Genomic DNA, 11,003 nt, shown 5'->3' with positions numbered 1-11,003 from the left:
GCGCGGCGCCTTGCGGGGCGGGGTGGGGCGACTTGGCTCGGCTCGGCTTGCGAGGTGTTGGTCCTCCCGGTCGTGCTGGTCGAGGCCGGGGGCGCGGACGCGGTGACGAAGGCGGTGGGGGAGGCGTGCGCGGGGGCTGGCTGTACCGCTCCGCGCGTGTTTCCGGCGGAGGCGCGGCGGTGCAGTGAGGCGCCGCGTCTTGCCGGTCGGTTCGGTTCGGTTCGGGCCGGCTCGCGAGGTGTCGCCCCCAGCGTGCTCTCGGGCTCGCGGCGGCCTCATCGTGCCGTTGCGGGTCCGGCGGTCACCCAGGTGCTGAGCGCGGGGACCCGCACGTAGACACCCACGTCGTCGAGACGGCAGTCGGGGCCCCGGGCGACCAGACCCCGGCCCCTGTTCGCGGTCAGTACCGGGCTGCCGGAGTCGCCCGTGCAGGTGTTGCGGGTGGCTTCGGCGGCCGGTACGGCGCACAGCTGCCAGGCGGGGTTGGGGGCGATGTCCAGGTCGCGCTGGGCGCGGGTGCACCGCTCGCCAGGTATGAAACACAGCGGGACGGGTGTGCGGCGGCAGGGGGCGGCCCCGTTGTAGTGTGCGGGCCCGCCGAGCCGCCCGGCCGCAGGCCGACGAGGATCATCAGCACCGCTGCGGGACGCTCTTCACGAGGCTACGGGGCGTGGGCGGTTCAGCATGACGTCTTCTTCGTTTCCACGGTCAGGCCCAGCGCGTTGTCCCACATGTAGGCGGAGCCGTCGACGTGGTAACGCACCTGGATTCCGGCCATGCGCGCCCCGGAGGCGGCGGTGACCTGGAGATGCAGGACCAGGTTGTTCGCGACTTTCGCGTGGTCGGACTGGGGGGAGATGGTTGCTCCCACGGCCTTGCGGCGGTGGGCCCAGTCGATGCCGGGTCCGGTGCGCGCTTCCGGATCGGGGGGCCAGCCGTGGCCGTAGCCGATGAAGGACGACGAGTTGGACACGATGAGCGCCTCGACCAGGCGTACGCCGCTCGCCTTGCGCAGCGTGATCTTGTCGATGACGAGGGCCTTGTGGCCGTAGTTGTGCAACTCGTCGCCGCCGAAGAAGATGCTGCCGCCCGTTTTCGCCGGAATGCACTCCACGCCCGATCCGCCGTCGGAATCGCCGGGCTGGTCCAACGGCCCGTCGGTGGAGTCCTGGTGCTGGACCGTGGAGCAGCCCGTCACCAGCGCGGCAAGCAGGACGAGGGCCGGCAGCGTCCGTCGTACGTTCATCGGGTGTGTCCGCTCTTCGTAGTGCCGGCTGGTCAAGGAGCCGTCAGCCTCCGCACCCCCGGCGCCAGCAGCGCCGCCCCCGTGGCCAGCACCACCAGACCCGCGCAGCCCGCGAGGGCGTGCCCCAGCCCCACGGCCGACGCGAGCGGGCCGGCGATCAGCAGGCCCAGGGGGGCGAAGGACAGGGAGCCGAAGTAGTCGTAGGAGCTGACGCGGGAGAGGGACTCCTCGGGGATCTCGCGGTGGATCGTGGTGCTCCACAGGACGCCGAAGACGTCGCTGGAGACCCCGGCCGTGAACATCGCCACGGCGATCAGCCAGACCGGGGCCCGCACCGCGAGCAGGGCGACCGGTGCCGCCGTCGGGAACGTGGCCAGGACCGCCACCAGGATCGGGCGGCGGACCCGGACGCGGGAGGCCAGGCCCGCGCCGGCGATCGTGCCCAGGGCCTGCGCGGCGACGATCAGCGACCAGGCGCGGGCGCCGCCGAGATAGCGGTCGGCGGTCAGGGGGCCGAGGACGCCCACGTTCGCGTTGAGCGCCGCCACCACGATCGACCACTGGGCGACGACGACCCACAGCCACTGGCGGGACGCGAACTCCCGCCAGCCGTCCCGGAGATCGGCCCAGCCGGAGGTCTTCCTGGGCGGGCGGGCCGGCACCGGGAGGCGGGCGGTCAGGGCCGCGCTGAGGGCGAAGGACGCGGCGTTCAGGGCCAGCGCCCAGCCGGGGCCGACCAGCGCCACCGTCACGCCCGAGAGCGACAGGCCCAGGAGCAGCGCGCTGTTGGTGCCCACCCGCAGCAGACCGTTCGCCCGCTGCAGGCGGTCCGCGGACACCACCAGCGGCACGATGCCCTCCATCGCCGGGGCGAACAGGGCCGTCGCCGTACCGGCCGCCACCGCCAGCAGACACATCGCGAGGACCGGCGCGTGCCCGGACAGGACCAGCACGGCCAGGCCCGTGTACGCCCCGGCCCCCAGCACATCCGCGAGCGCCATCAGCCGGGCGCGTGACATCCGGTCCGCGATCACCCCGCCGACCAGGATGAGCACCAGCTGCGGCACCGCCTGGCAGGCCAGCACCAGGGAGAGTCGGCCGGGTCCGGCGCCGGGCAGCGCCAGCACCGCGAAGGCGAGGGCCACCCGGGCGAATCCGTTGCCGAGCACGGAGACGGTGCGGGCGGCGGCGAGCAGCACGAACGGCCGTTCACGCCACAGCGATGATTGTCCGGTGCCCTGAGTCGAAGTGACTGTCACGGCCAGGGACTTTAGAGGGTCGACATCAACACACGTCCACAACCGGCCACTTCGCCGACCGCCGTGATCAGTCCAGGTTCTTGGTGAGCGTGTACTCCGTGACCCCCGGCGGATAGTCCGGGATCACGGACACCACCTCGTACCCCTGCTTCTTGTAGAACTCCGGTGCCTGGAAGTCCCAGGTCTCGAGCCGGGCCGCCACACAGCCGCGTTCGGCCAGGGCGATCCGCTCGGCCGTGGCCAGGATCCGGCCGCCCAGCCCCGTCCCCCGGTGCCGGCCGTCCACCCACAGATAGGTCACGTGGAGCCAGTCCGCCCACGTGTGGCAGACCGCTCCGCCCGCCAGTTCCCCCGAGTCGTCCAACGCCCACACATGGAGCGGAACTTCACGTTCGCGAGGGGTTCCGCGCAGTGCGCGCAGCACCGGGGACGCGGCCGTGTTGGTTTCGAGCAGCCGGGCGCGGAGCAGATCGCGTCGCTCTCTGTCGACTTCCGTCTCAATACGAAACATGCGGCTCACCATAAACGCGGCGGACAGTCAGTTCTGCAAATTGGGTTCCGCTGCTGCGCCCCGGCCGTACCCTGTGAACAGCACCGGTGGGGGCCGGTGCTGATCAGGGGGCGAGACAAGTCGGGTACGACGCCCGATGTGGGGGTAGCAGTCTCTGCACGGCGGCGGCCGTGCGGCTTCGGCAGCTCCCGGGCGTCGTACCCGCAACCATCGCTTCGTCTCCCGACGATGAGGTATCCCCTGCTCCACCAGGAGCCTGGGGAAGGGGGTTTCGTGGTTCGCATCCGAGTCCTGGTCGTCGACGACCATCGCATCTTCGCCGAGTCGCTCGCCGCGGCACTGGCGGCCGAGCCAGATGTCGACGTGTCCGCGGCCGGCAGTGGTCCCGCCGCGCTGCGCAGCATGGAGCGCGCGAACGCCGAGGGCCGCAGATTCGACGTCCTGCTGGTGGACGCCGACCTGGGCGGCAATGTGCAGGGCATTCGCCCCGCGGTGCCGGTACAGGCGGGCAACGAGGACGGGCTGGTGGACGGGATCTCCCTGGTCGCCGGGGTCCGTTCCGCCCAGCCGAGCGTACGGATGGTCGTGCTGGCGGAGAAGGACGATCCGCGCCGGGCCGCGCTGGCCCTGCAGGCCGGGGCGTCCGGCTGGGTCGCCAAGGACTGCTCGCTGTCCAGGCTTTTAACCGTCATCCGAGGTGTCCTGCGCGACGAGACGCATCTGCCGCCGGCCCTGCTGACCGGGGTCCTGCGCGAGCTGACGGCCGCACGCAAGCACCGCACCGAGAGCGAGCGTCTGGTGGAGTCGCTGACTCCGCGGGAGCGTGAGGTTCTGCGCTGCATGGTGGCCGGGTTGGGCCGGAAAGCGGTCGCCGAGCGACTGTTCCTTTCCCCGCACACAGTCCGGACGCATATGCAAAACGTGCTCGGCAAGCTGGGGGTCCACTCGACCCTCGCGGCGGTGGCTCTCGCCCGGCGCGCGGGGGTCGGACCCGTCGACCTAGCCGGGGATGTTGTCGAACGGGGCGGTCAACTGGCGTAGCAGTCCCGCCAGTTCGCCCCGCTGGGCGCGGGAGAGTTCCGCGAGGATCGCGCGCTCCTGCGCCAGCAGTCCGGCCAGGGCCTGGTCCGCGCGGTCCTGGCCCTCCTCGGTGAGCCGGACCAGCACGCCCCGGCGGTCGCTGGGGTCGGGAAGCCGCTCGACCAGGCCCTTCTGGGCCAGGCGGTCGATGCGGTTCGTCATCGTGCCGGACGTGACCAGCGTCTGGGTCAGCAGCTGGCCGGGGGAGAGCTGATAGGGGCTGCCCGCGCGCCGCAGCGCCGTCAGCACGTCGAACTCCCAGGGTTCGAGGCTGTGCTCGGCGAACGCCAGCCGGCGCGCCCGGTCCAGGTGCCGGGCCAGCCTGCTCACCCGGCTGAGCACCTCGAGCGGCTCCACGTCGAGGTCCGGGCGCTCCCGGCGCCACGCTGCGACAAGCCGATCGACCTCGTCCTCCATGACGATCAGTGTAGTGGTTGTGTCGACATGAAGTCTCTTGACATCAACTAGCTCGATCTCAAGTCTCTTGACATCGAGATAATGGGGCGGGGAAAGTGGGAGACATGACGACTTGGGACCCCGCCCAGTACCTGCGCCACGCCGACCACCGCGCCCGCCCGTTCACCGACCTCCTCGCCCGCGTCACCGACGTCCCCGGCACCCCGCCCCGCATCGCCGACCTCGGCTGCGGCCCCGGCAACATGACCGCCGTCCTCGCCGACCGCCGGCCCACCGCGCACATCACCGGCTACGACAACTCACCCGAGATGCTGGAGAAGGCAGCCGCCTACGCCGGCCCCACGGCGGGTGGCGGCCACCTCGACTTCGCCCACGCGGACGCGACGACCTGGGCGCCGACCGAGCCGTACGACCTGATCGTGTCGAACGCGGCGCTGCAGTGGGTGCCGGGACACCTGGACCGCTTCGGCGACTGGGTGGCCGCGCTCGCCGCCTCGGGCACCTTCGCCTTCCAGGTCCCGGACAACATCGACGCGCCCCTGCACACCCTGATGCGCGAACTCGCCGCCACCGCCCGTTGGAAGAGCCGGCTCGGCGAGGTGCTGCGCCGCGAGGACTCGGTCCACGCACCCGGCGTCTACCTGGACCGCCTGGCCCGCCTCGGCTGCGCGGCGGACGTCTGGCAGACGACGTACCAGCACATCCTCCCGGGCCCCGACCCCGTCCTCGACTGGGTCAAGGGCACCGGCCTGCGACCGGTCCTGACCGCGCTCGCCGACGACCCGGAGGCGCGGGACGCATTCGTCACCGAGTACCGCGAGCTGCTGCGCGAGGCGTATCCGACGGCGGAGTACGGCACGGTGCTGCCGTTCCGGCGGCTGTTCGCGGTGGCCCGTAAGGGGGTGTGACGGCGGTGATCTCGGCCGTGGACCATGTGCAGCTGGCGGCCCCGGAGGGTTCGGAGGACGCGCTGCGTAGCTACTACGTCGACACCCTCGGCATGACCGAGATCCCGAAGCCGCCGGTGCTGGCGGCGAGGGGTGGGTGCTGGTTCGGGGTGGGGGCGGTGCAGCTGCACCTGGGGATCGAGGCTGACTTCCGGCCCGCGAAGAAGGCGCATCCCGGGCTGCGCGTCACCGACATCGAGGCGTACGCGGCCCGGCTGAAGTCCCTTGGAGCGCCCGTCACTTGGGACACGGACCTGCCCGGCTGCCGGCGCTTCTACTCGGAGGATCCGGTGGGGAACCGGCTGGAGTTCCTGGAGGCGGTCAGGCGGTCCGGCCCAGGTGGGTGACGAGGATGTGGATCACTTCGTCGTCGATGACGTACAGGACGCGGTAGTCGCCGACGCGGAGGCGCCGGATGTCGACGCCGTAGGCTACGGAGTTGACGGGGCGGGGGTTGTGCGCCGGTTCGTCGAGCGAGTGGCGCAGTCCAGGGCGTGAGGCTCGGAAATGATCTCGCAGGTCACTTCTTCTCAAGGCCCAGTCGGCCTCGCACCTCAGCCATGGGGATGCCCGCACCCAGAGTGCCATCCGCCTTGCGCCGCTGATGGTCCGAGACGGCGAGGGCGTCTTCGAGATCCTCCATCACCTGCGGCGAGACGAGGAGTGCGACCACGTGTCCGTCCTCGGTGAGGGCGATGGACTCCCGGTTGTGGGCCACGAGGCGCACGAGGTCGCCGAGTTCGGAGGCGGCCTCAGTGACCGACATCTTCGTCATGCCCCCACAGTCCCACGAAGCCGACCCTGCCAGCCCGTGATCAGGCCTTCCGGTGCCCTATCAACCGAGGCTTCGCCTCCAGCCCGTCCAGACCGTGCCACGCCAGGTTCACCAGGTGGGCCGCCACCTCCGCCTTCTTCGGGCGGCGGACGTCCAGCCACCACTGGCCGGTCAGGGCGACCATGCCGACGAGGGCCTGGGCGTAGAGGGGGGCGAGTTTGGCGTCGAAGCCCCGGCTCTTGAACTCGCGGCCCAGGATGTCCTCGACCTGCGTCGCGATGTCCGAGATCAGGGAGGCGAAGGAGCCCGTGGACTGGGGGATGGGGGAGTCGCGGACCAGGATGCGGAAGCCGTCCGTGTACTCCTCGATGTAGTCGAGGAGGGCGAAGGCCGCCTGTTCGCAGAGTTCGCGGGGGTGGCCGGCCGTCAGGGAGCTGGTCACCATGTCCAGCAGGCGGCGCATCTCGCGGTCCACGACCACCGCGTACAGGCCCTCCTTGCCGCCGAAGTGCTCGTAGACCACCGGCTTGGAGACCCCGGCCTTCGCCGCGATCTCCTCCACCGACGTGGCCTCGAAACCTTTCGCCGCGAAGAGCGTGCGACCGACTTCCAGCAGCTGGGCCCGGCGTTCGGCTCCCGTCATCCGGGTGCGGCGCGCGCGCCGGGGCTTCTCGTTGCTCGGGGTGCTGCTGGGATCGGTCGCCACGGCGTCAATCATGCCGCCTCCGCCGACTCCTTCCGGGGCTGAGAGCCGTCCGTACCGGAGATACGGCGCGAATCGATACGCGAGCGTGACGGCCAGCGCACGTCATAGGCCCAGCCGAGCTGCTCGCACCAGCGGATGATCCGCGCCGAGGAGTCGATCTGGCCGCGCATCACACCGTGCCGCGCGGAGGTCGGGTCGGCGTGGTGCAGGTTGTGCCAGGACTCGCCGCAGGACAGGACCGCCAGCCACCACACGTTGCCCGAGCGGTCACGGGACTTGAAGGGGCGCTTGCCGACCGCGTGGCAGATCGAGTTGATCGACCAGGTGACGTGGTGCAGCAGCGCCACCCGGACGAGCGAACCCCAGAAGAAGCCGGTGAAGGCGCCCCACCAGGACATCGTCGCCAGGCCGCCGATCAGTGGCGGGAGGGCGAGCGACAGCATCGTCCAGAAGATGAACTGGCGGGAGATCGCGCGGATCGTGCGGTCCTTGATCAGGTCCGGCGCGTACTTGTCCTGCGGGGTGCGCTCCTCGTCGAACATCCATGCGATGTGTGCCCACCACAGGCCCTTGATCAGCGCCGGCACGGTCTCGCCGTAGCGCCACGGCGAATGCGGGTCGCCCTCCGCGTCGGAGAACTTGTGGTGCTTGCGGTGGTCGGCCACCCAGCGCACCAGCGGGCCCTCGACCGCCATCGACCCGGCGATGGCGATCGCGATCCGCAGCGGGCGCTTCGCCTTGAAGGAGCCGTGCGTGAAGTACCGGTGGTAGCCGATCGTCACGCCGTGGCAGCCCAGGTAGTAGAAGAACACCAGCAGGCCGAGATCCAGCCAGCTCACCCCGCCCCAGCTCCACGCCAGCGGCACCGCCGCGAGCAGTGCCAGGAACGGGACGGTGATGAAGAGGAGGAGGGTCAGCTGTTCCAGCGTCCCCTTTTTCTCGCCGCCGAGGGTGGCGGCGGGCAGCGGAGTGCCGTCGTCGTTCGCCCGCGGGGCGTCGTCGATCACATCGGAGCTCGTGGTCATGGGCGTCCCCTGTGGGGTTCGGAGGTGGAGGCGGAGCGTCGGACGGCGGGAGCCGAGTATGAGTTCACCATGGACTTCCCTACGGTTCCGTAACCTACGGCGACGTAAGTATGGCAGTGCGTCGACCGGTGGACGAAGCCCGTGAGACCGCGCGTCAGAGTGGACACCTATCCTTGGTGTCGGTCGGACAGCGCGGTCCGCTCTCTTTTCTTCCCGGATGTCCGTCCCGTATGCGACAGCCGCCGCGGGACCGCCGTCCGGGTTCCCTCCAGATGAGCTTCAAACACTGCAAGGAGCCGCACCTGTGAGCAGTGCCGACGACCAGGCCACCACGACCAACAACGAGCTGCGCGCCGACATCCGGCGCCTCGGCGACCTGCTCGGCGAGACCCTCGTCCGCCAGGAGGGCCCCGAACTGCTCGAACTGGTCGAGAAGGTCCGCCGCCTCACCCGGGAGGACGGCGAGGCCGCCGCCGAGCTGCTGCGCGGCACCGAGCTGGAGACCGCCGCCAAGCTGGTCCGCGCCTTCTCCACCTACTTCCACCTGGCCAACGTCACCGAGCAGGTGCACCGCGGCCGCGAGCTGCGCGCCCGCCGGGCCGCCGAGGGCGGTCTCCTCGCCCGTACGGCCGACCGCCTCAAGGACGCCGACCCCGACCACCTGCGCGAGACGGTCAAGAACCTGAACGTGCGCCCGGTCTTCACCGCGCACCCCACCGAGGCCGCGCGCCGGTCGGTCCTCAACAAGCTCCGGCGCATCGCCACGCTCCTGGAGACCCCGGTCATCGCGTCCGACCGCCGCCGCTACGACACCCGGCTGGCCGAGAACATCGACCTGGTGTGGCAGACCGACGAGCTGCGGGTCGTACGGCCCGAGCCCGCGGACGAAGCGCGCAACGCCATCTACTACCTGGACGAGCTGCACGCGGGCGCCGTCGGTGACGTCCTCGAAGACCTCACCGCCGAGCTGGAGCGCGTCGGCGTCAAGCTGCCCGACGACACCCGCCCGCTCACCTTCGGCACCTGGATCGGCGGCGACCGCGACGGCAACCCGAACGTCACCCCCCAGGTCACCTGGGACGTCCTGATCCTCCAGCACGAGCACGGCATCAACGACGCCCTGGAGACGATCGACGAGCTGCGCGGCTTCCTCTCCAACTCCATCCGCTACACCGGCGCGACGGACGAGCTGCTGGAGTCCCTCCAGGCCGACCTGGAGCTGCTGCCCGAGATCAGCCCCCGCTACAAGCGGCTCAACGCCGAGGAGCCCTACCGGCTCAAGGCCACCTGCATCCGGCAGAAGCTGGAGAACACCAAGAGCCGCCTGGCCAAGGACACCCCGCACCAGCCCGGCCGCGACTACCTCGGCACCGCCGAGCTGCTGCACGACCTCACCCTGATCCAGACCTCCCTGCGCGCCCACCGCGGCGGCCTCTTCGCTGACGGCCGCATGGACCGTACGATCCGCACGCTCGGCGCGTTCGGCCTCCAGCTCGCCACCATGGACGTACGCGAGCACGCGGACGCCCACCACCACGCGCTCGGCCAGCTCTTCGACCGGCTCGGCGAGGAGTCCTGGCGCTACTCGGACATGCCCCGCGAGTACCGTGCCAAGCTGCTTGCGAAGGAGCTGCGGTCGAGGCGGCCGCTGGCTCCGACGCCCGCGCCCGTCGACGCGGCCGGCGAGAAGACCCTCGGCGTCTTCGAGACGGTCAAGAAGGCCCTCGCGGTCTTCGGGCCCGAGGTCATCGAGTCGTACATCATCTCGATGTGCCAGGGCGCCGACGACGTCTTCGCCGCGGCGGTGCTGGCCCGCGAGGCCGGTCTGATCGACCTGCACGCCGGCTGGGCGAAGGTCGGCATCGTGCCGCTCCTGGAGACCACGGACGAGCTCAAGGCCGCCGACACCATCCTTGAGGACATGCTCTCGGACCCGTCCTACCGGCGGCTGGTCGCGCTGCGGGGCGATGTCCAGGAGGTCATGCTCGGGTACTCGGACTCGTCGAAGTTCGGTGGCATCACGACCAGTCAGTGGGAGATCCACCGGGCGCAGCGGCGACTGCGTGACGTGGCCCACCGGTACGGCGTGCGGCTCCGGCTCTTCCACGGTCGCGGCGGCACGGTCGGCCGCGGTGGCGGTCCCTCGCACGACGCGATCCTCGCCCAGCCCTGGGGCACCCTGGAGGGCGAGATCAAGGTGACCGAGCAGGGCGAGGTCATCTCCGACAAGTACCTCGTGCCGTCGCTGGCGCGCGAGAACCTGGAGCTGACGGTCGCCGCCACCCTCCAGGCCTCCGCCCTGCACACGTCACCCCGTCAGTCCGACGAGGCGCTCGCCCGCTGGGACGCGGCCATGGACGTGGTCAGCGACGCCGCCCACGCCGCCTACCGCAGGCTGGTCGAGGACCCGGACCTGCCGACGTACTTCCTCGCCTCCACGCCGGTCGACCAGCTCGCCGATCTGCACCTGGGCTCGCGGCCCTCCCGCCGCCCCGGCTCGGGCGTCTCGCTCGACGGACTGCGCGCGATCCCGTGGGTGTTCGGCTGGACCCAGTCCCGGCAGATCGTGCCGGGCTGGTACGGCGTGGGGTCGGGGCTGAAGGCGCTGCGCGAGGCCGGTCTCGACACCGTGCTCGACGAGATGCACGAGCAGTGGCACTTCTTCCGCAACTTCATCTCCAACGTGGAGATGACGCTGGCCAAGACGGACCTGCGGATCGCCCAGCACTACGTCGACACCCTCGTCCCGGACGAGTTGAAGCACGTCTTCGACACCATCAGGGCCGAGCACGATCTGACCGTCGCCGAGGTGCTCCGCGTCACCGGTGAGGCCGAACTCCTCGACGCCACCCCGGTGTTGAAGCAGACGTTCACCATCCGCGACGCCTACCTCGACCCGATCTCGTACCTCCAGGTGACCTTGCTGAAGCGCCAGCGCGACGAGGCGGCGGCCGGCGCCGAGCCCGACCCGCTGCTGAGCCGTGCCCTGCTCCTCACCGTCAACGGTGTGGCGGCGGGCCTGCGCAACACCGGCTGA

The 11,003-nt window shown here is 70.8% G+C and carries 13 protein-coding genes; 4 read left to right on the top strand and 9 right to left on the bottom strand.

The genetic code is table 11. The annotated features are described in order from the left end of the window. Positions 1-275 precede the first annotated feature (275 nt). The 4 genes from JHN45_RS54865 to JHN45_RS42880 all read right to left on the bottom strand — a co-directional run bounded on the left by JHN45_RS54865 (position 276) and on the right by JHN45_RS42880 (position 3,028). Positions 276-470: a trypsin-like serine protease gene (locus tag JHN45_RS54865; RefSeq protein ID WP_374195676.1), complete on the bottom strand. Its 195-nt coding sequence runs from the start codon at positions 468-470 to the stop codon at positions 276-278. Between the two features lie 209 nt (positions 471-679). Further along, positions 680-1,246: a hypothetical protein gene (locus JHN45_RS42890; protein WP_201054779.1), complete on the bottom strand. Its 567-nt coding sequence runs from the start codon at positions 1,244-1,246 to the stop codon at positions 680-682. Positions 1,247-1,278: 32 nt separating this feature from the next. Further along, positions 1,279-2,505 (bottom strand): MFS transporter, encoded by a 1,227-nt coding sequence (locus JHN45_RS42885; RefSeq protein WP_307783347.1) that lies wholly within the window; start codon positions 2,503-2,505, stop codon positions 1,279-1,281. 67 nt (positions 2,506-2,572) lie between these two features. After that, positions 2,573-3,028 (bottom strand): N-acetyltransferase, encoded by a 456-nt coding sequence (locus JHN45_RS42880; RefSeq protein WP_201054777.1) that lies wholly within the window; start codon positions 3,026-3,028, stop codon positions 2,573-2,575. Positions 3,029-3,289: 261 nt separating this feature from the next. On the opposite strand from JHN45_RS42880, the gene JHN45_RS42875 reads away from it, so the two are divergent. Next, positions 3,290-4,057, top strand: a complete 768-nt coding sequence (locus JHN45_RS42875) for a response regulator transcription factor (protein WP_019066623.1) — start codon at positions 3,290-3,292, stop codon at positions 4,055-4,057. Here JHN45_RS42875 and JHN45_RS42870 read toward each other — a convergent pair. Next, the gene (locus JHN45_RS42870) at positions 4,016-4,513 is read right to left on the bottom strand and encodes a MarR family winged helix-turn-helix transcriptional regulator (protein WP_019064646.1); all 498 of its coding nucleotides are present in this window, start codon (positions 4,511-4,513) and stop codon (positions 4,016-4,018) included. The two genes, JHN45_RS42875 and JHN45_RS42870, sit on opposite strands and share 42 nt — an antisense overlap. A 104-nt stretch (positions 4,514-4,617) precedes the next feature. Here JHN45_RS42870 and JHN45_RS42865 point away from each other — a divergent pair, with 104 nt between their 5' ends. Beyond that, positions 4,618-5,421, top strand: a complete 804-nt coding sequence (locus JHN45_RS42865; RefSeq protein ID WP_201054776.1) for a trans-aconitate 2-methyltransferase — start codon at positions 4,618-4,620, stop codon at positions 5,419-5,421. Positions 5,422-5,426: 5 nt separating this feature from the next. Continuing rightward, the gene (locus JHN45_RS42860; RefSeq protein WP_201054781.1) at positions 5,427-5,807 is read left to right on the top strand and encodes a VOC family protein; all 381 of its coding nucleotides are present in this window, start codon (positions 5,427-5,429) and stop codon (positions 5,805-5,807) included. Here the strand turns inward: JHN45_RS42860 and JHN45_RS42855 are convergent. Genes JHN45_RS42855 through JHN45_RS42840 form a run of 4 tightly spaced genes read right to left on the bottom strand, consistent with a single transcriptional unit; the run spans position 5,782 to position 7,966 of the window. After that, positions 5,782-5,994 (bottom strand): type II toxin-antitoxin system RelE/ParE family toxin, encoded by a 213-nt coding sequence (locus JHN45_RS42855; protein WP_234469147.1) that lies wholly within the window; start codon positions 5,992-5,994, stop codon positions 5,782-5,784. The two genes, JHN45_RS42860 and JHN45_RS42855, sit on opposite strands and share 26 nt — an antisense overlap. After that, positions 5,981-6,235 carry a type II toxin-antitoxin system Phd/YefM family antitoxin gene (locus tag JHN45_RS42850; RefSeq protein ID WP_201054775.1) on the bottom strand — a complete coding sequence of 85 codons (255 nt, stop codon included), beginning with the start codon at positions 6,233-6,235 and terminating at the stop codon, positions 5,981-5,983. The genes JHN45_RS42855 and JHN45_RS42850 overlap by 14 nt, the downstream gene beginning before the upstream one ends. A 40-nt stretch (positions 6,236-6,275) precedes the next feature. Continuing rightward, positions 6,276-6,953, bottom strand: a complete 678-nt coding sequence (locus tag JHN45_RS42845) for a TetR/AcrR family transcriptional regulator (protein WP_200714921.1) — start codon at positions 6,951-6,953, stop codon at positions 6,276-6,278. Then, positions 6,950-7,966 carry a fatty acid desaturase gene (locus JHN45_RS42840; protein ID WP_200714920.1) on the bottom strand — a complete coding sequence of 339 codons (1,017 nt, stop codon included), beginning with the start codon at positions 7,964-7,966 and terminating at the stop codon, positions 6,950-6,952. The genes JHN45_RS42845 and JHN45_RS42840 overlap by 4 nt, the downstream gene beginning before the upstream one ends. Positions 7,967-8,270: 304 nt before the next feature. Between JHN45_RS42840 and ppc the strand changes: the two genes are divergently transcribed. Continuing rightward, on the top strand, positions 8,271-11,003 hold the full coding sequence (gene ppc / locus JHN45_RS42835; protein WP_200714919.1) for a phosphoenolpyruvate carboxylase: 2,733 nt from the start codon (positions 8,271-8,273) through the stop codon (positions 11,001-11,003).

Source organism: Streptomyces sp. MBT53 (assembly GCF_016654115.1).
Lineage (GTDB): Bacteria > Actinomycetota > Actinomycetes > Streptomycetales > Streptomycetaceae > Streptomyces.
This window is presented reverse-complemented; position numbering and strand designations above follow the sequence as displayed.

Coding starts and splice junctions, on each gene's coding strand:
- JHN45_RS42880 (WP_201054777.1), bottom strand. CDS start 3,028: ATGGTGAGCCGCATGTTTCGTATTGAGACGGAAGTCGACAGAGAGCGA.
- JHN45_RS42890 (WP_201054779.1), bottom strand. CDS start 1,246: ATGAACGTACGACGGACGCTGCCGGCCCTCGTCCTGCTTGCCGCGCTG.
- JHN45_RS42850 (WP_201054775.1), bottom strand. CDS start 6,235: ATGACGAAGATGTCGGTCACTGAGGCCGCCTCCGAACTCGGCGACCTC.
- JHN45_RS42865 (WP_201054776.1), top strand. CDS start 4,618: ATGACGACTTGGGACCCCGCCCAGTACCTGCGCCACGCCGACCACCGC.
- JHN45_RS42845 (WP_200714921.1), bottom strand. CDS start 6,953: ATGATTGACGCCGTGGCGACCGATCCCAGCAGCACCCCGAGCAACGAG.
- JHN45_RS42870 (WP_019064646.1), bottom strand. CDS start 4,513: ATGGAGGACGAGGTCGATCGGCTTGTCGCAGCGTGGCGCCGGGAGCGC.
- JHN45_RS42840 (WP_200714920.1), bottom strand. CDS start 7,966: ATGACCACGAGCTCCGATGTGATCGACGACGCCCCGCGGGCGAACGAC.